We start from the raw sequence: 20,898 nt of genomic DNA on the forward strand, positions 1-20,898 counted from the left end.
GCGGAGGGGTTCCACGCGTACCCATCCCGAACACGACCGTTAAGCCCTCCAGCGCCGATGGTACTTGGACCGAAGGGTCCTGGGAGAGTAGGACGTTGCCAAGCGATCAAATACCGTTATCGAGTCAACTCGATGGCGGTATTTTTTATGCGGAAAAAGTAACGTTGCCATCTCTACCCCTTTCCGTTAACTTATTGCATTCCTTGCCCTTCTGTCGAAATCCCCTTGGTTCAGAAAGTCGCAACAGGCTCCCCGGTCTGGGCTCGTGTCCCTGCTACAGAATTGAATATTGGGCTATTTCTCTATTACAGAATAATTTCCCTTAGCCCTGAGTGAAGGGGATTTCGACAAAAGGTGTAAAAAAGGAACGGGGAAGGAACTGCCGCAGACCGCATTTCATTTATACTGAGCGAACGGGATTTCGACAAAGGGCGCAAAAAGGAGAAACGGGGAAGGAGTCACTGCGGCACCCACAATGTTCCCTGAGTGAATGGGATTTCGAGAAAAGGCACAATAAGGGGTAAAAGGGAATGGAGTCACTGCAGCAGGCCGCCATATTCCAATTCTGAGTGAAAGGGACTTCGACAGAAGGCGGATAACAGGGGAATACCAGCGTCGGAGACACTGTAAAAAGTCGGCGGGTAAGATACAGTAACCGTAACTCAACCTGACACTCTACCCTGATACTCCACCCGGAATCTCATGCCCGAACGATCTCACCACGAACTACTTTTCCCTGACTACCTTGCCGCTTAGAACCCCCCGTGATGTACGCCATAGCAACTGCGAAAATCCAGTTAATTTCAGCAAAAACGCGATAATTAGGTCGAGCAACTGCAATAATCCAGTTAAAATGGCCGACAATCGGGACAAAGGGTGGTTTGCGCTTTGAGCAACTGGATTTTTGCAGTTGCTAAAGCGAAATTGGCCTGATTCAGCGATAATAACTGGATATTTGTAGTTACTCTTGCCGCACCCGCAGTTGGAGCCGGAGCGAGAGCCGCAATCTGATTGTTCGAAGTGCTCGTCCGTCGGCCACGCGGCAGACACAGATGCCTTACCTGAGCGAATGGGATTTCGGCAAAAGGCGGAAAGAGGGAGGCACCGAGGAACCGGGAAAGAGAAGTGACGGGAAGTCACTTTAATCGGGGGGTGCTACAAGTACATAAAAATCCCCTCCGGAGCCTAAAAGTCCGGGGGTCAATTTAAAATTACGAAATTAATTTAAGCCCAACGGCCGATGCGAGAATTAGGAAAATAAAAATGAGCCGCCGCCAATCTTTCGCTTCGCCAAAGGCAAACATCCCAAGCAAAGCGCTGCCTACGCCGCCGATGCCGGTCCAGATCGCATAAGCGGTACCCATGGAAATTTCCGTCATGGCAAACGTCAATAACGAAAAGCTGCTGGCATACGCAAAAATAAAGAAGATATAAGACAGCAAGTTCCGGTACTTTGTAACGCTCTTCAAGGCAAGAACGCCTAAGATTTCGCTAAGGCCGGCGAATAAGAGAGCAACCCATGCCATTAAGCTTCATTCCTTTCGTTTTCTTCCGCATCCTTTGTGACGAGCTTGAGCCCTAGAACCGCCACAGCCATCAAAGCGATAAGCATCAATTTCATTGGATTTACCGGCTCGCCGAAAATAAGGATTTCAGCAATGACCGTGCCCGCCGTGCCGAGCCCCGTAAAGATGACATATACCGTTCCAAGAGGCAGTTTGGGTGCTACGATAATAAACATGGCAAAGCTGAATAAGATCGCTGCGACCGTACCGATCCAATGCCACCATTCGGTTGAATGTTTCAATCCGGACACCCATACAACCTCCAAGGCTCCGGCCAAGAATAACAGCCACCATTCTTTTTTCATACCTGATCTTCACTCCTATTCTCTCTATGATACACGAAACCGGGTGAGAGTTGTGGAATTGTCGGATCTTAAAACGACTAGAATTAGGAGACTGGAGGCCGGATTGGGGGTTCCGTTATTTTACCGGCATTCGAAAGGTGTCACGCTGTCGGAAAAAGGAAGCGCATTTCGCGAATATGCAATCGCAATCTTGAATTTGACGGAAGAAGCGGTAAAAGCGGTGCAGGATAAGCCTTACCCAAGCGGCTCATTGGCTATAGGGGGCGTGGAAACGGTGAAAGCGAGCGGAATGTAACAAAATAAAGATGACTTCCGGCATACAGAAGTCATCTTGTTTCATTTCATTATCGGGCATCCAACATAAATTTCCGGATGACATGGGCGACTCCGTTCAAATTGTTAGTGAGCGTAACGTAGTCGGCCAATCGTTGCAGCGAGGGAATGGCGTTTCCCATGGCAACGCCTAATCCGGCCCTTTCGATCATTTCATGATCGTTCCAACTGTCTCCGATTGCAATCACCTGCGCCATTGGGATTTCGTAATGTGAGGCCAAATATTCCAACGCATGTCCTTTCGTCGCCTCCACATGAAGAACTTCAACGTATTCGGGCTTCGATTTGGTGATATACGCAGCTTGTCCGAACATCGACATCAATTCTTCGCATATGCAATCCACCTTGTCGGGACGATCGGCAATCAGCAGCTTGTTAAGCGGCTTATCGGCAAGTCCGTCGAAGTTCGGAGCGACTGTATAGGGAACAAGCAGCGTATCGGAATAGGTTCGTACGAATTCATGATCCTCTCTCGAATATAAGATATCGTCATGGTATACCTGCAAATGAAGGCCCTGCCGACGGGCATAGTCGAATACCGCCTGTACGATAGGCTGAGGTACGAAACGTTCGTAGACCGTTTTTTGGTCCAGCAGGTTTTTGATCTTGGCGCCTTGATACGTAATTAACGGAACGTTTAAGTCCAGTTGCCTCGCAATTTGGACTGCGGACGGATACATTCTGCCCGTTGCCAATGTGACGACAATGCCGTTGTCGATTGCATCGCGTATCGCTTGCTTCGTTTCATCGGTAATGATCATATCGTCGTTTAATAGGGTATCGTCGATATCGATGGCTATCATTCTGTACATCGCAGTTTCCTCCCCCTGTCATCCTATTTAGACCTGCACGAACATGGGCGTATCAGCGGGATGATCGATCATTTGCGCGAGCTCGTCGTCCAATTTCATTAATGTAACGGAGCAGCCACCCATCTCCAGCGAAGTGACAAATTCGCCGACATAGGACCGGTGAATGGTTACGCCGATTTGCCGCAATCGCCGTTCGATGCGGCGGAACATAATGAGCAGTTCCATCCTTGTTGTCGAACCTAATCCGTTTACCAGTACAGCCACGCGATCCCTACCCGCAAGCGGCATATCGGCGACAATCGTATCGAACAAGGCATCGGCCGTTTCGTCCGCCGGTTGTACCGTTCCTCGCTCTACGCCGGGTTCGCCGTGAATTCCCAAGCCGATCTCCATTTCATCGTCGCCCAGCATGAAGCTTGGCCGTCCGGTTTGCGGATTGTAGCAAGGGGATAACGCGACTCCCATCGTACGGATATGATCGTTGGCTTTCGATGCGATGCGGATTACTTCATCCAACGAATAACCTAGATCGGCCGCCGCTCCTGCGGCTTTGAACGCTAGGAAACCTCCCGCAATCCCGCGCCGTCTGTCGCGCTCCGCCGCAGGCGCGGAGCAAACGTCGTCGGTCACGCGCACCGTTTCCACGCGAATTCCTTCCATGTCGGCCAGTTCGGCGGCCATATCGAAATTCATGCAATCTCCGGCATAATTGCCGTACATATAGAGAACTCCCGCCCCGGCATCGACCGCTTTGGTTACCGTCACAATCGGAAGCGGGGGAGGGGAAGCGAAGATGTTGCCTACCGGCACGCCGTCGGCCATCCCTTTGCCGATGACGCCCATGAATGCCGGTTCATGGCCCGACCCGCCGCCGACTACGATTCCCACTTTGCCGGGAGGGGGCGCAACCGCGCGAACGAGCGCGCGGTGATTGTCCGGCGAGATGGTCACATATTGCGGAAACGCAGCCGCATAACCTTCCACCATCTCGTCAACTACCGCATCCGGAAGATTGACCAGCTTCTTCATCGTGAACCCCTCCCAAAAAAATGAGTTCCTGCTCGATAATTTTGTTGATTTTACGCGCTGAATTGCCGCCTTCGAATTCCGAACGTACCCAGGCTTCCACCACTTTTTTCGCCGTTTCCGGACCGATCACTTTGGCTCCCATCGTCAACACTTGCGCATTGTTGCTCTTGCGCGCCCGTTCCGCCGAATACGTATCGTGGCATAATGCCGCGCGGATGCCGGGCACTTTGCCTGCGGCAATCGCCACGCCGATGCCCGTGCCGCAGATAAGAATGCCGCGTTCGTATTTCCCCGCGCGAATATCGTTCGCCACCGCAAACGCCACATCGGGGTAATCGGTGTCGCTGCAATGATAGCAACCGTAATCTTCGGTTTCCACTCCGATTTCCAGCAAAAACGTTTTTATCGATTCTTTCATAGCAAAGCCGTGATGATCGCTGCCAATCGCAATTTTCATGGAATCCCTCCTGCCCTGTGAAAAATCATTGCTTTAAACCCGTTTATAGGCGTCCAAAAAAGTTTCGAGAACGTTTACCTTGGGAAAGCTTCCCGCGCTCCGCCGTCGACGGAGATGATGCAGCCCGTCGTTACGCGGGAGCGGTCGCTTGCCAAATACAGCACCGCTTCGGCGACGTCTTCGACGCGTACCGTTTCTTTCAGAAGCGTTCTATCCTTCAGAAAATCTTCGAATTGATCGATTTCTACCCCGTACGCTTTCGCGCGGTTCGCTCTCATATCCGGCGACCATAGATCCGTCAACACGCCGTCGGGGTTGATCATATTGGCGCGAATTTTGTCTTTGCCGTGCTCAAGCGCGATAATTCTGCATAATTGCGCTTCCGCCGCTTTGGCGCAGCTGTAGGCGCCGAAATCTTTGCCCGGGGCGAGCGCGTTCTTCGTGTTAATGTATACGAGGCTGCCTCCTCTGCCTTGATCCTGCATTACCCGGATCACTTCGCGCGAGACGAGGAAGTGGCCGGTCGCGTTGACGGCAAAGCTCTTCTCCCATGTGCGCAGCGGCAGGTTGAGAATATCGCCGACCGGGGCAATGCCGGCATTCGATACGAGAATGTCGATGCCTCCAAAGACGAGGCTGCACCGCGCGACGCCTTCCTTCACCGAGCGCTCGTCGGTCACGTCGACGACAGCCGTGGCGAACCGCCCGGCGTATGGCGCCAGATGACCGGCGGCTTCGTCGAGTCCGGCCTGGTCCAAATCGGTGAGCATCACGCACGCGCCCTCGCGCAGTAAAATTTGCGCCGCCGCCAGGCCGATGCCGCGCGCCGCGCCTGTGACGAACGCCACCTTGCCGTTCAGCTCCTTCGGCTTCGGACGCATGCTCAGCTTGTAAAGCTCCATCGGCCAATACTCGGCGCTGTACACTTCCGCTTCGGGCATCGTTCGGAACGAACCGATCGCTTCGGCGCCTTTCATGATTTGCACCGTATGTTTGTAAATCTCCATCGGCGCGCGCGAATCGGATACGTCCGTTCCGACGCCCCACAGGCCGATTCCCGGCACGAGCACGAGGCGCGGCACCGGATTATGCGGCGTATGGCCAGCCGTATTGTACTTCCCGCAATACGCCAAGTAGTCGCGCTGGAACGTCTCCACCCCTTGCCGCAGCGCATTCTTCAGCGCCTCCGTATTCGTCGGGTCGTCCGTTTGCACAACGAGCGGGCGCGGCTTCGTACTGAGCACATGTTCGGGCGTAGCCGGGCCGGTTTGCGACAGCACATGCACATTCTCCGCATTGACGAATTCCAGCGCTTCGTCCGAATCGTCGAAGGTCAGAATCATCGGCAATGGCGAACTTAACGCTCCGCGCAGCGCCGGGGCCACATCGCCCGCAATTCGCCCTCTCTCTTCCCGGTCGAGCGCGGGCAAATCCGGCCGAGCCGGAAAAACGATCTTGGCCGCGAGCGCTTTGCGCATCGCCGTCTCTGCGCGATCCACCAATTCGATGTGGCGCTCGTACGCTTCTTCGCAGTCATCCGACCATGTCACCAAGCCGTGGTGCAGAAGGACAAGCCCGCCGGCATCCCTGTTGCCGCGTACGGCCAATCCCACTTGCTTCGCGACGAGGAATCCGGGACGGTGATATGGAACGATCAAAATATCCTCGCCTAAAATCTCCGAAATCAGTTCTTCCGCATTCGCATTGTTCGCCAGGCTCAAAATGGCGTCGGCATGGGAATGCAGCACCCATCGATAAGGAATGAATCCGTGCAGCAGCGTTTCGATCGACGGACGGGGCGAATCTTGCGCCGTCAACGCATGGGAAATATAGCGAACCATTTCGTCGTCCGTCATATTGTCCCGCTCTAACAAAGGCAGCACGTCGTCCAGTTTGACGCCCGCAAATCCTTCATGGCCGATCGTAGACAGCTGGTAACCGCTCGCTTTCACCCGAAGCACTTCGATTTCCCTATCCATGAAATCGCGTTCCGTCCGCTTCAAGGAAGTATTGCCGCCGCCGCCTTGCACTAAAGCGGTGTCGGCTCCGAGCAAATTCGAGGCGTAGACGAGCAAACTAAAGTCGTCCAAAGATTTCGCCGTTTCCCGTACCCATAAATTTTTCATTGTTCTCTCCTCCAAATAGTAAGCTGGGCAATTCTTTATTTTTTATCTAATGAAATCTATTGAATAGAATGGCAACTTGCAGAACGAACTTACCGGTATCCGGTAATTTCCGAAAGCTGAACAAAGTCGTCCCGCAATTTCGGATACAACGATTCGTATAAACGATACAGCTTCTCATACAACATACGATTTGCTTCGTTCGGCGCATGCTGTTCGGTTTGATTCGAGCCAAGCCAATCGAGGACGATGCCATAATCGCGGAAGGCGCCTACGCCCACGCCGGCGACAATCGCATCCCCCACAGGGGCGCCGAGCGAATCCTTGACATGCTTCGTCTTCACGCCGAGCACGTCGGCCATGATGCCGCGCCACAGCCTGCTGTTCGCGCCGCCTTCTACCATCGTAACGAGCGGGTCGATGCGCAATCCGGCCTGTTTGGCGATTTCGATATTTTGCTTAATGCCGTAGGATACGCCTTCCATAAAGGCGCGGATATAATGGCCGCGTCCGTGATACAGCGAAGCGCCGAACATCACGCCGCGCGCCAGCGGATCCCACATCGGCGTGCGCTCGCCCATGAAATAGGGGAGCACGATGAGGCCGTCCGAACCGGGCGGCACTTTCTCCGCCTCCAAATTCATCATGTCGTAAGGGCTAATCTGCAATTTTCCGGCCGCGTCCGTTTCGACTTGCCCGAACGTATCCCGGTAATAGCGAATGAGCGCTCCGGCGCATACCAATGCCCCGACCGTGGAATACTTTGTTGTGGAATCGGCCGCATGAACGATCGTAATCATTCCCTTGGCGAACGTCGGCGCTTCGTGCACGACGCCCCATACGCCAGCCGTTCCAAGCGTAATGCTGTTCTCTCCATCGTTCAATATGCCGGTCGATACCCAAGCGGCGTTGCAATCGACCGTTCCGGCCACGACAGGCGTCCCTTCCAGCAGTCCCGTCGCTTGAGCCGCTTCCTTCGTCACGTATCCGACGACTTCGTCGCAAGGATGAACGTCCGGAAATTTGGCGGCATCGAGCCCGATTTCTTTCAGCATCGCTTCGTCCCAACGCTTGCGGACGATGTCGAACGCGATTCCGATCAAACTGGCGTTGCTATAATCCGTCAAGCATTTCCCCGTCAGCTTCATTAACGGGTAATCTTTCGCTGTCAACAATTTGTATGTTTTATCGTACAATTCGGGACGGTTGTTTTTCTCCCAAAGCATTTTGACGGCGGCGTAATACGGATCGATCGGATTGCCCGACCGCTCGAACACCGCCTGTTCCCCGAGCGCGGCGGCGATTTGCTTGCTTTCTTCCGTGCCGCGCCTATCCATCCAAATATGCGATCGCTGCAGCGGATTCAGATCCTTATCAACGAGGATGCAAGCCGGCGACATCGCGCTTAATCCGACGCCAAGCACATCCGCCGGCGCGACCTTCGACCGCTCCAACGCCTTCTTGATCGTGTCGGCCACGGCATGCCAATACGTGTCGGGATGATGCTCCGCCCATCCGGGACGGGGCGTCAGCAACGGATATTCCACGTAATGGGTTCCGAGCACGCGTCCGTTCAAATCGATGACGACCGATTTCGTTCCGCCCGTCCCGATATCGCAACCTACCAAATAACCTGCTGCCATTCAGTCCACTCTCCTTTCCGATCCGTTTGCGATTGCCGCGAGCGGGTGATGGATGCGCTCGCCTGCCGCGTCGAACACCATCAGCCGTTCGATCGGAAGTTCGATCCACACCGTCTCGTCCGCCGATTTTCCCGTTTGATGCTCCACCTTTGCTTTTAAGCGTTCGCCTTGAACCTCTACCGTGAGCAAATATTGCCCGCCGACCGTGATCGATTTATCGACGAGCCGTGCGGCGACGGCGCGCGGAGAAGGCGTATGCGACACTTTGACATGCTCGGGGCGGATTCCGACGGTGAGCTCGCCGGCATGAGCCGGGCCTTCCAGCAATATCGGTTCCGCCAGGAACGGCGACCGGAGACGCACATGGCCCGTATCGATCCGCGCATCGCATTGCGCGGCGAAGAAGTCCATGCCCGGATTGCCGAGAAACCAGCCGCCGAACGTATCTTCCGGCTGCAAATACAGGCTTCGGGGCGCATCGCATTGCACGATATCGCCGTCTTTCATCAGGACGATCCGGTCGGCGAGCGTCATCGCTTCCGTCTGATCGTGCGTCACATACACAATCGTTTGTTTCAACTGCTGCGTCAGTTCTTTCAACGCCCGTTTCAACACCAGCTTGGAACTGGTGTCGACATTGGTGATCGGCTCGTCGAACAGGATAATCTTCGGCTGCCGCGCCACGGCCCGGGCTACCGCCACCTTCTGCCGCGCGGCATTGTCAAGCTGCGTAATATCCTTATGCGCGCTGTCCTGCAATCCGAGCATTTCGATCACATTGGAAATGCGCCGCTTGCGCTCCGCGGCCGGCAGCTTCTCGCTCAGCAGCGGCAGCTCGATATTGCGGTAGACGCTTATGCCCCGGTAGACGACCGGATATTGAAACACCATGCCGATATTCCGGCGGCGCGGAGACAGATCAGTGACCCGCTCGTCGCCGAAATAGATGTCGCCCGAAGTCGGCGTCTCCAAGCCGGCGATCATGCGCAGCAACGTCGTTTTGCCGCATCCCGACGGCCCGAGCAAACAAGTGACCTGGGACGAAGCGAATTCGAAGTTCAACTGTTCGATGGCGACATTGCCTTTAAATTCCTTGCGCAAATTAACAATTTTTATGGTTGACACGCGAGCGCCCCTCCTTTGCCGATTCGCTTGCCGGTGCGGCTGCTAAATACGAATAGTTGAGCCGGGTCCAGGCTGGCTTGCTTCACATCGGCCACCATCTCGTAGCCTTCATGCCTGACGACCGTCGTCAGCAGAATGCCGCCCTCGCTGTCTATGCCGTTCGCGCCGCCTTGCCCGTTCGTTTCCAAATAGACGATTTCCTCACCGCCCAAATCTTCGCGCAGAGCTAACGAGCATGGAATCGTGATTGCGTCTTCGCCTGTACGGTTGTCCAGAATGTGCAGATGCTCGGGCCGGAAGCAGACGGTTACCGACTCCCCGATTGCGCCGGCATCGGCTTTGTGATCGAAGCGGAGCGGGAATTGGAATAGCCCGGCGTCGCACCACGTTTCCCCGGCTTGTGCGTAGCAGGAAGCGGACAGCGCATTGGCGTTCGGAAAACCGAGCAATTCCATCGTCCGCAAGTGGCGCGGTTCGGCATACAACGTTTCCGGTTCGCCGAATTCCACGATCGAGCCGCCGTCCAGTATGGCGATATGCTTGGCTAGCGACAACGACTCGATCGGGTCGGAGGTCGTATACAGAAACGTCATGCCGAACTCTCGCTGCAACTGCTTCAAATCGTCGATAAGCTGCTCGCGCAATTTGAAATCCAGTCCCGCGAGCGGATCGTCCAGCACATAAATATCCGTTCGTTTCACGAGGCCGCGCGCGATGGCGACCCGCTGCTTCTGACCGCCGCTAATCTGGTCCGGCTTCTTGTCCAGCAGCCGCTCGATCTTAAGCAGTCTGGCAATTTCCTTCACGCTCGCATCCGTTTCCTGCGCCGGCGCTTTCGTCATTTTCAACGGGTAGGCAATATTGTCGTAGACGCTTAAATGGGGGTAGAGCGCGAACGATTGCGGAACGTAGCCGATATTGCGCTCTCCCGGCCCGATATGGGACATGTCCCGGCCGCGGAGCCATATCTCGCCTTGCGTCGGCTTCTCCAATCCCATCAGCAGCCGCATCAGCACCGATTTGCCGGAAGCGGGCAGCCCGTAAACGACGGCAAAATCGCCCATTTCAACCGCAAAATCCACGTTGCGGAGCACGATCGACTTGTTATAGGTTTTGGATATGTTTTTGAATTGTACTGCAATTGTCATTCTCAACCACTCCTATCTCATGTTGACCAAATATGGCGCGATCAGAATCCCGACGGCAAAGATCGCAGCGATGACCGCAAACGTAATGCCGACCATTTTCATCGACTGTTTGACATTGGCGGTCCCGGCGATATTGCCGAAGGCGATTTGCACGAACGTCGTCACGATCAACAATATAAATCCGAAGCGGTAGATCGCCGCGCTCCATTGTTGGGCGATGCACACAAAGCTGACGATCAATAGCGCGATCAACAACATTTGCACGACGGATGCGAAAGGACGGCGGGGGCGGGATTGCGTTTCCATCACACTTCACCCCTCACGGTGCCGAACGTCATGCCGACGAGCAAATATTTTTGGAAGAAATAGATGACCAGAATGAGCGGGATCATATAGATCAGCGACAAGGAACCGAGAAAGGTCCAATCGATGCCGTCCGTTTTATATAAACCGGTAGCGAGAGCGACCGGAATTGTCGTCACCTTTTTGCCCCCGATAATGAAATTGAACAGAAATTCGTTCCAAACGAAAATAATGTTGAAAATAAACGCGGCGACGAGTCCCGGCTTCACCTGCGGCAGCACCACTTTAAAGATGACATGCAGGCGCGATCCTCCGTTCACGAGCGCCGTTTCGTCGTAGCGAACCGACACGCCGTCGATAAATCCTTTCAAGATCCATACGGAGAACGGGATGCTGAACATGCTGTAGAACAGAATGATGCCGTAATAAGAATCCTTCCAGCCTAAAGCCGAATACATCAAATAGACCGGGACGACGACGGCGGCCGCCGGAACCATCCGCATTGAGAGCAGCAAGAACATCAAGAAATCGGTTCCTTTCGGTTGAAACCGGGAGAAGCTGTATGAAGCCAGAAACGAGACGATTAAGGCGATCAACACGGCCGTCAACGAAATGACGACGCTGTTCAGCATATATTTCAAGAAATTCGCTTCCGTCACCATCTTGGCGATATTGGCGAACGTAGGCGAAAAGATCCATTTGGGCGGAATCGATAGCAACTGGTCCTTCGTTTTGAACGCGGAAAGGAAAATCCACAGCACCGGCAGGAAAAAGACGATCGAGATCAGCCATAGCACCGCATAATAAAGCCATTGCCGTATGTTTCGGGACATCGGGTTACGCCCTCCTTTCTTTCGATTTCAAGATGTACAAATAGATCGACGTGAATGCGATCGCGACCAGCAGCGTGATGAGCGCAAGCGCGGAGGCGTTCCCCATCGAGAAAGCTTCGAACGCTCTGCGGAACAAGGAGATCGCGATCAGATCGGTCGCATTCCCCGGACCGCCCGATGTCATCGTATAGACGAGATCCATCGTTTTGAACGAATCGATCGTGCGCAGCAAAATGCCGAGCATCAATATAAACTTCCCGTGCGGCAGCATAATGTACCAAACGCGCTTCATCCAAGGAAGGCGATCGATTTCCGCCGCTTCCAGTTCCGCCTTCGGCACCGAGCCGAGCGCCGCGAGCGTCATGAGAATCATGAACGGCGTCCACATCCAAATGTCTACCGTCAATACGGCCGGATACGCCCATTTGGCATCTCCAAGAAAATCGATTTTAACGCCGAATAACTGCTGAATATAATAGTTCGCCACGCCGAAGACGGGATCGTAGATGAGCTTGAAAAACGTCCCCGCCGCCACCGGCGTCAAAATCATCGGCGAGAACAGCAGCGTCAGCGCCAATTTCCGTCCGGGGAGCTTCGCGCTGCCCCAGAATAAATAACCTAACGCCAATCCCAGTAAAGTTTGAATTCCTACGCCCAGGACGACGAATAGAAACGTCTTGCTCAATGATTGCCACAGTTCGTTGTTGTTGAATATGCCGATAAAGTTCGCCATCCCCGCGAACTTCACCGGATCGCCGCTGACGATATCGTATTTATAGAAGCTGAGCCCCACCATCCATAGCAGGGGCAGCACGTTCCATATGACAAAGAAGATCAATACCGGGACCAAAAGCGAATAGGGGAAGACCCGCGGATTCGCGAATACCCGAAATTTCCGTTTGCGCTCGGACGGCGGTACGATTTCTTCCTTCATGCTTATCTCTCTTCCTCGCACTGTCGATACCTCCCGTAAGATCGGAAAGGGGAAAGAAGGCTTTCCCCTTCCGTCGTTGAAGCGCCTAATCAGGCTTATAGGCTTACATTTTGGCAATAGCTTGGAGGTTCAATGGTCGAAGTTCCCGCGTCGAGCAATATTTTTTGCTGCTGGCAAGCGACGTAATCGAGCACCTTCTTCGGATCTTTCGATACGCCCGTGGCGTAAGACGAGAACGCCGTTTGTTGCACGGACAACAATTCCGCATATTTCGGATCATGCCAGAAATCGCGGGAGCGTTCTTCCGTCAACGAATATTTGTAAGCGCGGAACCATGGCTGGATATCCTCGAATCCCGGGGATTCCAAGGCGGCCTTTGTCGTCGGGTTGCCGCCGCGCTTCGCGAATTCAAGCTGCGTTTCCGGCAAATACCACCATTTCAAGAAATCGATCGCCACTTGCATATGCTCTTCATCGTTGTTTTTGTTAATGACCCAAGGTTGTCCGCCGATCGAACTGACCCGCTTGATTTTGCCGTCCACTTCGTAGCCGGGAATCGGAACGATCATCACTTTGTCTTTCAACGAATCCGGAATCATCGCCGCGCCGACCGCAGCCCATTGCAAGGCGGAGAACAGCTTGCCTTGCGAGAACACTTCGGTAATTTGCGCATTGCCGTAGTTCGTCGCTCCCGGAGGCATATATTTCATCATGTCGACCATTCGTTTGAGGGCGGCGGCGTTATTGTCCGTATTGAGAATGTCGACGACTTTCCCCGTTTGCGGCTCCCAAATTTCCCCGCCGGACGACCAGATGAACGGATACAGCCCGCCGGTGAGATAATCGTATTCTTTGGAGAATTGATTGGCGGTTCCATACAAATCTTGTTCCGGCCTGGTGAAAAATTCGGCCATTTTCTCGTATTTGTCGAACGTCAAATTTTCGAAATCTTCAAACGTTTGCGGCAGATCGAATCCGTATTTGGCTTTGAAGGCTTCGATTTCTTTCGGATCGGTCAGCAGATCTTTCCGCACGTACAGCACCAGCACATCGCCTTCCTGCGGCAAGCCCCATAATTGATCGGAGCCGTCGGGATAGGCCATGTACGCTTTTTCCACGATCGGATCGAACCATTCGATCTTCTGCAGGTCTTCGTGCTGCGCGACAATTTCATTCATATTCGAGATCCAGCCCGGTTTGGCGAAAGCGCCGAGCCATTGGCTGTCGCTAATAATGATGTTGAATTCTTGCGATCCGGTCGCCATGGAAGTCGCCGCTTTTTGGAACAAGGACGAGAACGGAGCTTCCGAGAACGTAAATGTGACGTCGTAACCGTACTTTTCCTTGGCATATTCCGAAAAAATAGGAGCCATTTCTACGGACAATTGGCTAGGCAGCCAGCCGCCGATACCCAGAATCGACATTTCGATGCTTTTCCCCTTCAGCTTGTTCCCGGTTTCCGAAGCTTGCTGCGTTTCGCCTTGCTTTTCTTGCCCGCCTCCCGCAGGCTGCCCGTTTTCTTTCGAACAAGCGGCCATGACGACGGAGAATAGTAACAATAAAGACAGCATCAGATAAACATGTTTTGACCTCTTCAAACCTTTACATCCCCTTTACTTTGCATTCAGAATGATAAAGCGCTTTCAAAGATGCGATATAACAAAACCCAACAATCGTTGCTTGCAAGTAACTTGCATCACCCCTTTCATTATTTTGCCGATAATTGGGTTTAATTTGTTATTCATTATATTTTCATTGTTGTTTAATTGCAATATATTTTTTATTTATTGATGTTTTTATTTTTATTTGTTGATTTTTAGTTGTCAAAACACTATATTTTACGGAATGGACGTAAAAAAACATGAAAATGGCTTAAGGAGGCCAAAATCCATGTCTTAATACGACAAAATACAATTGTTGTTTGTTGATGTTTATTGTCCTTGAATCTTTAAAACGAAAAAGATATAATCGTAATTAAGCGAATTTGTTATGGGAGATGCTATTATGTTGGCGCCGGAACGCAGGAAAAAGATTATTCAAATTATAAATAAACAAAAACAAATCTTAGTGAAAAATTTGTCCGCGGAATTGAACGTATCGGAAGGGACGCTGCGCAACGACTTGAAAGCGCTGGAAGATATGGGCATGCTCGAACGCACGCATGGAGGGGCCGTGCTGCCGCAAGCGCGGCTGCCCGAATCGGCCATGAGCTCCCGCTCGAACGTCAATCGCGCGGAGAAGATGGCCATCGGCCAGGCCGCTGTCGATTTCGTCCAGAACGGACAATGCATTATACTCGATGCGAGCACGACAGGGTTGGAGTTGGTCAAAAATTTGATGCACTTCGATTCGTTGACGGTCGTGACGAACGGCCTCATTACCGCGCAAGAATTGAACCGGAATCCGAAAATCAACGTGATCGTGATCGGCGGTTTGCTTCGCTCCGGTTCGAGCAACCTGGAAGGGCTGCTCGGCGCCGATCTGTTGTCGAAAGTGCATGCCGACGTCTTCATCACGTCCGCTCACGGGTTCACGGAAGCGGAAGGGCTAACCGTCTTCGACGTATATGAAGCGGAATTGAAAAAATTGATGGCCGCCAATGCCGGCAAAGTGATCGCTCTTCTCGATCATACGAAGCTCGGCAAGAAGTCGACGGCCACGTTCGCGGAAACGGACCAGATCGATACGATCATTACCGATGCCGGGGCGGATCCCGCATTTTTGCAGAAAATAAAGTCCATGGTCAATGTGGTCATCGCGGAATAGAACGGGCTTGGAGGCGGATTACTTGCAGCGAATTGCAGTTCCGTCTTTTTTTGCGCATCTCCGGCCGGAGATAAGGGGAAGGTTCGACGTTTCGCAATCCGCCGTTACGCCAATATCGTCTCCACCTGTTCCCGGCGAATGCGATCAATCATCGATTGAGGCGTTTGACTGTCGGTAATGATCGTTGAAATGGCGGACGTAGCCGCAAAAGCGGCGATCGAGTTTTTGCCGATTTTGCTATGATCCAGCAAAGCGACGACGCGGGAAGAAGCCGCGACCATTTCCTTCTTCAATTCCACCTCGTATACGTTGAAATCCGTTAATCCCTCTTCGATCGTAAACCCGTTTGCCGAAGTAAACATCGTGTCTACATTAATTTGGTTCAAAATGCTTGTTCCTAATGTCCCCTCCAGCGAATTATGGCCGACGCGAATGACGCCGCCGATTAATATGACTGTTAATTCGGGGTTGTCTTTCAATTCCATTGCGGCAAAGATGCCGTTCGTAATGACGGTCAGGCGGATGGGCGTCTTTTTCAATATGCGGGCCAATTCCAGCGCCGTGGAGCTTCCATCCAACAAAATGCATTGACCGCTTTCGATCAATTCCGCAGCTTTGCGGCAAATGGCGACCTTCTCGCTATGATTCTTCTTTTCCCGTACGGAAAAACTGTATTCGGAACGCGCGGCTTCCTGAAGAACGGCGCCTCCGTGGGTGCGTTTGACGAGCGCATCCTTTTCCAGCGTCCGCAAGTCCGAACGCAGCGTCGCTTCCGACACGTTAAGAATTTCGGATAGTTCTTTTACGGTGGCCCGTTTCTTTTTATTTAGAAAGTCCAAAATTTGCTTTTGTCTCTCTGCAGCAAATATAGATGCCAAATCCATCACCCTTAATGTTATTTTCCAACTCTCGCCGAACAGATCGTTATTGAAATCATAATACAGTAATTAGATGAGAATTACAATGTATACAATCACAAAACAAAGAATTATAGTGAGAAAACGAAAAAAAATGAAAGTATTCGAAAATAATAACGCCTATAATATACCGTCTAGTTATGGGAATGTCAATAACCGGAGCGGTTATTTTGAAATAATGGTTTAATTTACTAGATGCAAATATTGGCAATAATTATTGAATTTCTTCCGCTAATTATTTACGCTAATACTACCTTTTGATCTTACTGAATTCGAAAAAAATGTTTCGATAAACGAAAAAAAATGATTGACAATGTCGTGAAATGAATTAAAATATGAATTACATCGAAAGCAAACGAAAATAAATGAAGCATATTAAAAGTATGTGAAAATGAAACGATATCAGCCATTTTCGTTTTTCGAATGAAGCAATTTGCAACAAGAAACGGGGGAGACGTATGAAAATCGGTCTAGGTTCGGATCATTTCGGATTCGAGTTAAAAGAATTGGTAAAGCAATACTTGGTGGATATGGGGCATCAAGTCGTCGATTACGGCTGCCATTCCTGCGATGCGGTCGATTACCCGGATGTCGCGTTTAAGGTCGCCAAAGATATTCAGGAAGAGAAGCTGCCGAGAGGGATTTTAATTTGCGGCACCGGGATCGGGGTGGCGATCGCGGCCGGCAAGGTTCCCGGCATTCGGGCGGCGCTCTGCCACGACACGTATTCGGCGGAACGGGCGCGCAAGAGCAATAACGCGCAAGTGTTGACGATGGGTGCGAAAGTCATCGGTCCGGAAACGGCCAAAAAAGTGGTGGAAGCTTGGATCCATTCGGAATTCGAGGGCGGCAATTCGGGCAGAAAAATTCAAAAGATTATGGATCAGGAAGCGGATTTTTTGAATTCGTTTGCAAATAAAAAAGAAGTGGAATCGTTAGACTCGGGCTCTTGCAGTTAGGAGTTGAAAGAATGCAATGAATGATATCATGATGGGTTTCGTAAGCGCAGTGGAATCTGCAGCGCTTGCGTCGTATCGGTGGATTGGCAGAGGGAGAAAGGAAGAAGCCGATGCATCTGCGACGAAAGCTCTGCGTGAACAATTGAACGCTGTCTCGATGAATGCCGTTGTTGTTATCGGCGAAGGAGAAATGGACGAAGCGCCCATGTTGTATATTGGGGAGCGATTGGGAACGGGAGACGGGATATACCTAGACATTGCGGTCGATCCGTTGGAAGGCACGAATTTGATTGCGAACGGTCAAGAAAATTCTACGACAGTGATTGCCGCAGCGCCGCGCGGGAGCCTTCTGCACGCTCCGGATATGTATATGGAAAAGATAGCGGTTGGCCCTAAAGCGGTAGGTTCTATCGATATTCAAGCTCCTTTGATTGTAAACTTACGAAATGTTGCCAGAGCGGTTAATAAAGAATTAAGCGATATGACTGTAATGGTTCAACAAAGGGAAAGGCATCAAGGTATCATCGAAGAAATCCGAAGTCTCGGCGCCAAAATCGTCTTATTCCATGACGGAGATGTCACTTGCGCTATAGCGCCTGCAATGGAAACTTTGGGAGTGGACATGTTCGTAGGAGTCGGCGGAGCACCGGAGGGCGTCATTTCCGCCGTTGCGATCAAGTCGCTGGGAGGTGACATGCAGGCACGTCTGCTGCCTGGAAATGAGGAAGAACGTAAGCGGTGTATTTTAATGGGCTTGGAAAATCCGGAAAAAGCTTTGTCCATAAACGAACTAGTAAAATCGGAAGAATGTTTTTTCGCAGCAACCGGTATAACCGACGGAAATTTTTTAAAGGGCGTAAATCATATCAACGAGAGTGGCCGCGTTATGACTCATTCCATCTTGATTAATGGGAAATCGAAGACCGTCCGTTATATCGAAACGCTTCATAATGTAAATCGCGAAAAGAGGTGAAAATGTAATGGAATACTTGCTTGAAATGCGCGATATATCTAAATTTTATCCTGGCGTGAAAGCGCTTAATAGGGTTTCGTTTCGAGTACGCAGCGGATCGGTTCATGCGTTGATGGGCGAGAATGGGGCCGGAAAATCAACTCTAATGAAGATTTTAGCAGGCATCGAACATCCGGACGAAGGGGAAGTTGTATTTTCCGGCAAAAAAGTCCGGTTTGCCAACCCCAGGGATGCGTTGAGGGAAGGCATCGCAATGATTCATCAGGAATTGATGCCCATTCCGGAAATGACAATTGCGGAAAATCTATTTCTCGGAAGAGAATTTACCCGAAAAGGACGTTTGATGCTTGATTATGCTTCCATGAATCGAAAGGCGAAAGAACTTCTTGAGAATATAGGGGTTCATTTGAACCCTAAATTGAAAATGAAGCATTTGACGGTATCGGAAATGCAAATGATCGAAATTGCGAAAGCGATCTCGATTGACTCGAAAATTATTATAATGGACGAACCGACTTCAGCTATTACGGATCGCGAAGTGGATCAACTGTTTAAAGTGATCAAACGTTTGAAATCGCAGGGAAAGGGCATCATCTATATTTCCCACAAGATGAATGAAATCTTTCAAATTGCCGACGACATTACCGTATTTCGCGACGGACAATATGTCGATACCAAACCGGCCGATGAAACCAATAACAAGGAACTCATTGCCAAAATGGTAGGCAGGGAACTGACGGATATTTTCCCTGAAAAGCGGACTGAAATGAAAGAACCGTTATTGACAGTCAAAAACTTAACCAAGTCGGGTAAATTTCGCAATATTTCGTTCACGGTTCGGCGGGGTGAAATAGTAGGGATAGCGGGATTAATGGGTTCGGGGCGGTCAGAAGTGATGGAAGCGATCTTTGGACTCCAAAAGCTTGATGAAGGAGAAATTTATGTTGCAGGCAGTCGCGTCAAAATTCGCAAGCCGTCGGATGCCATTGCGAACGGCATCGCCTTTTTAACGGAAGATCGCAAGGCTCAGGGACTCAATTTGCTCGGTTCAATCCGGCATAATATTACCATTTCTTCTTTAAAGCGTGCAACGGACTCTTTTGGATTTATTCAAGGTTCAAATGAAAAGGCTTTCGTAGATCGTTATATGGATTCATTGAAAATAAAAGCGTCAAGCCGGGATCAATCAGTGGGATTGTTAAGCGGCGGCAATCAGCAGAAAGTCGTTATTGCCAAATGGTTAATGACTAGCCCGCAAATTTTAATTTTGGACGAGCCCACTCGGGGAATCGATGTTGGTGCGAAATCGGAATTGTATAAGCTGATGTCCCAATTTGCTGCGGAAGGATACGCAATTATTATGATTTCTTCCGAACTTCCGGAAATTTTGGGCATGAGCGATCGCATTCTTGTGTTTCACGAAGGAGGAATCGCCGGGGAATTGTCCGGAGAAGATGCAACGCAGGAAAAAATAATGGAACTGGCCACTGGTCATCATCATGATACGAGGGGGAAAGACGATGGCGTTATCAGATAACATCGGTGCGGCGAATAACTCTAAAACTGCAATGAGACAAAGCGCTTCAAATATAAAGTTGTTCATGTCGGAGTACGGCATACTTGTCGCATTAATTCTTATTTTTCTAATTTTGTCCGTGATAAGTCCTGTATTTCTAACTTTCGATAACATAATGAACGTGCTGCGTCAAATTTCAATTAACGGTTTGTTGGCCATTGGAGTAACCTTTGTTATTTTGACAAAGGGAATCGACTTGTCGGTCGGTTCGATCCTGGCCTTCTCCGGAGTAATTGCGGCAAGTTTAGCGCAAGGCGGAGCTTATCCGGTAATGGTTTGCGTCTTCTTCGGATTATTGGCCGGAGCGGCACTTGGTTTAATCAATGGGTTCGTTATAGCCAAATGGAATGTTGCGCCGTTTATCGTCACTTTAGGAATGATGAGCGCTGCGAGAGGATTGACATTCGTATATAGCGACGGGCGGCCGATACCGAATTTATCGGAGGGATTCCAATTTATCGGGGGAGGAGATATTTTGGGCATACCCTTTCCTGTCATATTGCTCCTGGCTGTCTTTATCATCAGTACAATCATTTTATATCGAACCAAAATAGGCAGATATATCTATGCTGTTGGCGGTAATGAGGAAGCGGCAATTATATCCGGCGTGAACATCAAAAGGGTCAAATTATTCGTGTATACGGTCAGCGGTTTTCTGGCCGGATTGGCAGGGATTGTGCTGACATCCCGGGTTACCTCCGGGCTTCCGCAAGCTGGAACCTCCTATGAATTGGACGCTATTGCAGCAGTAGTTATCGGCGGAACAAGCCTGAACGGAGGAAAGGGAAGATTGTGGGGGACGCTCGTAGGCGTGCTGCTCATTGGAGTCATCAATAACGGTTTGGATTTATTGAATGTCTCCTCGTATTACCAATTGATCATCAAAGGTTTGATTATCGCTGTAGCAGTTATGCTTGACGGCAAATCCAACAAAACGAGCCGGGCATAGCTAGGAAATAAAAAAGATTTACAAACAAATCCCCCATGGCCTGACGACCATCGCCATAAATGAAAATAGAGTTGCAAACTGTATCCGTTTTTGGGGTAATTAATATGGGCAGATCATAGGTCGAAAGCTTTTTGGTGTATCAATACCG

The 20,898-nt window shown here is 51.0% G+C and carries 20 protein-coding genes and 1 rRNA gene; 7 read left to right on the plus strand and 14 right to left on the minus strand.

Features of this window, described 5'->3' with window-relative positions; genetic code table 11:
- Positions 1-104, plus strand: a 5S ribosomal RNA gene (rrf, locus tag LQ229_RS25300); the annotation flags it as partial.
- Between the two features lie 1,107 nt (positions 105-1,211).
- On the opposite strand, the gene LQ229_RS25305 is transcribed toward rrf, so the two are convergent.
- On the minus strand, positions 1,212-1,526 hold the full coding sequence (locus LQ229_RS25305) for a multidrug efflux SMR transporter (protein WP_216539951.1): 315 nt from the start codon (positions 1,524-1,526) through the stop codon (positions 1,212-1,214).
- Positions 1,526-1,870, minus strand: a complete 345-nt coding sequence (locus LQ229_RS25310) for an SMR family transporter (protein WP_216539950.1) — start codon at positions 1,868-1,870, stop codon at positions 1,526-1,528. Before LQ229_RS25310 ends, LQ229_RS25305 begins: the two co-directional genes overlap by 1 nt.
- A 103-nt stretch (positions 1,871-1,973) precedes the next feature.
- Between LQ229_RS25310 and LQ229_RS25315 the strand changes: the two genes are divergently transcribed.
- A complete protein-coding gene (locus tag LQ229_RS25315) occupies positions 1,974-2,165 on the plus strand; it encodes a hypothetical protein (RefSeq protein WP_216539949.1) in 192 nt (63 codons plus the stop codon).
- 49 nt (positions 2,166-2,214) lie between these two features.
- Here the strand turns inward: LQ229_RS25315 and LQ229_RS25320 are convergent, their stop codons facing one another.
- The 11 genes from LQ229_RS25320 to LQ229_RS25370 form a co-directional block, all read right to left on the minus strand.
- Entirely contained in the window at positions 2,215-3,015 is an 801-nt protein-coding gene (locus tag LQ229_RS25320) for a Cof-type HAD-IIB family hydrolase (RefSeq protein WP_216539948.1), read from the minus strand.
- Between the two features lie 27 nt (positions 3,016-3,042).
- Positions 3,043-4,044 carry a dihydroxyacetone kinase subunit DhaK gene (locus tag LQ229_RS25325; protein ID WP_230193253.1) on the minus strand — a complete coding sequence of 334 codons (1,002 nt, stop codon included), beginning with the start codon at positions 4,042-4,044 and terminating at the stop codon, positions 3,043-3,045.
- Positions 4,007-4,501, minus strand: coding sequence for a ribose 5-phosphate isomerase B (gene rpiB, locus LQ229_RS25330; protein WP_216539946.1), 495 nt, complete (start codon positions 4,499-4,501; stop codon positions 4,007-4,009). The genes LQ229_RS25325 and rpiB (LQ229_RS25330) overlap by 38 nt, the downstream gene beginning before the upstream one ends.
- A gap of 74 nt (positions 4,502-4,575) precedes the next feature.
- Positions 4,576-6,627 carry a bifunctional rhamnulose-1-phosphate aldolase/short-chain dehydrogenase gene (rhaD, locus tag LQ229_RS25335; RefSeq protein WP_216539945.1) on the minus strand — a complete coding sequence of 684 codons (2,052 nt, stop codon included), beginning with the start codon at positions 6,625-6,627 and terminating at the stop codon, positions 4,576-4,578.
- Between the two features lie 89 nt (positions 6,628-6,716).
- Positions 6,717-8,267, minus strand: coding sequence for an FGGY-family carbohydrate kinase (locus tag LQ229_RS25340; RefSeq protein WP_216539944.1), 1,551 nt, complete (start codon positions 8,265-8,267; stop codon positions 6,717-6,719).
- Positions 8,268-9,392 (minus strand): ABC transporter ATP-binding protein, encoded by a 1,125-nt coding sequence (locus LQ229_RS25345; RefSeq protein ID WP_216539943.1) that lies wholly within the window; start codon positions 9,390-9,392, stop codon positions 8,268-8,270.
- Positions 9,380-10,540, minus strand: a complete 1,161-nt coding sequence (locus LQ229_RS25350; protein WP_216539942.1) for an ABC transporter ATP-binding protein — start codon at positions 10,538-10,540, stop codon at positions 9,380-9,382. Before LQ229_RS25350 ends, LQ229_RS25345 begins: the two co-directional genes overlap by 13 nt.
- A 12-nt stretch (positions 10,541-10,552) precedes the next feature.
- Positions 10,553-10,846 carry a hypothetical protein gene (locus LQ229_RS25355; RefSeq protein WP_216539941.1) on the minus strand — a complete coding sequence of 98 codons (294 nt, stop codon included), beginning with the start codon at positions 10,844-10,846 and terminating at the stop codon, positions 10,553-10,555.
- On the minus strand, positions 10,846-11,676 hold the full coding sequence (locus LQ229_RS25360; RefSeq protein ID WP_216539940.1) for a carbohydrate ABC transporter permease: 831 nt from the start codon (positions 11,674-11,676) through the stop codon (positions 10,846-10,848). Before LQ229_RS25360 ends, LQ229_RS25355 begins: the two co-directional genes overlap by 1 nt.
- A 4-nt stretch (positions 11,677-11,680) precedes the next feature.
- Positions 11,681-12,631 (minus strand): sugar ABC transporter permease, encoded by a 951-nt coding sequence (locus tag LQ229_RS25365; protein ID WP_216539939.1) that lies wholly within the window; start codon positions 12,629-12,631, stop codon positions 11,681-11,683.
- A gap of 74 nt (positions 12,632-12,705) precedes the next feature.
- Entirely contained in the window at positions 12,706-14,208 is a 1,503-nt protein-coding gene (locus tag LQ229_RS25370; protein ID WP_216539938.1) for an extracellular solute-binding protein, read from the minus strand.
- Between the two features lie 391 nt (positions 14,209-14,599).
- Between LQ229_RS25370 and LQ229_RS25375 the strand changes: the two genes are divergently transcribed.
- Positions 14,600-15,376: a DeoR/GlpR family DNA-binding transcription regulator gene (locus LQ229_RS25375; protein ID WP_230193254.1), complete on the plus strand. Its 777-nt coding sequence runs from the start codon at positions 14,600-14,602 to the stop codon at positions 15,374-15,376.
- Between the two features lie 104 nt (positions 15,377-15,480).
- Here the strand turns inward: LQ229_RS25375 and LQ229_RS25380 are convergent, their stop codons facing one another.
- Complete coding sequence (locus LQ229_RS25380) at positions 15,481-16,260, minus strand: DeoR/GlpR family DNA-binding transcription regulator (RefSeq protein WP_356712043.1); 780 nt, start codon at positions 16,258-16,260, stop codon at positions 15,481-15,483.
- Between the two features lie 491 nt (positions 16,261-16,751).
- Here LQ229_RS25380 and rpiB (LQ229_RS25385) point away from each other — a divergent pair, with 491 nt between their 5' ends.
- The 4 genes from rpiB (LQ229_RS25385) to LQ229_RS25400 all read left to right on the plus strand — a co-directional run bounded on the left by rpiB (LQ229_RS25385) (position 16,752) and on the right by LQ229_RS25400 (position 20,750).
- Positions 16,752-17,252: a ribose 5-phosphate isomerase B gene (gene rpiB / locus LQ229_RS25385; RefSeq protein WP_216539936.1), complete on the plus strand. Its 501-nt coding sequence runs from the start codon at positions 16,752-16,754 to the stop codon at positions 17,250-17,252.
- Positions 17,253-17,283: 31 nt separating this feature from the next.
- Positions 17,284-18,225, plus strand: coding sequence for a class II fructose-bisphosphatase (gene glpX / locus LQ229_RS25390; protein WP_356712047.1), 942 nt, complete (start codon positions 17,284-17,286; stop codon positions 18,223-18,225).
- Between the two features lie 25 nt (positions 18,226-18,250).
- Positions 18,251-19,762 carry a sugar ABC transporter ATP-binding protein gene (locus LQ229_RS25395; RefSeq protein WP_356712050.1) on the plus strand — a complete coding sequence of 504 codons (1,512 nt, stop codon included), beginning with the start codon at positions 18,251-18,253 and terminating at the stop codon, positions 19,760-19,762.
- Between the two features lie 154 nt (positions 19,763-19,916).
- Entirely contained in the window at positions 19,917-20,750 is an 834-nt protein-coding gene (locus LQ229_RS25400) for a ribose ABC transporter permease (RefSeq protein WP_230193255.1), read from the plus strand.
- The last annotated feature ends 148 nt before the right edge of the window (positions 20,751-20,898 follow it).

The organism is Paenibacillus sp. CECT 9249 (assembly GCF_918697855.1).
Lineage (GTDB): Bacteria > Bacillota > Bacilli > Paenibacillales > Paenibacillaceae > MSJ-34.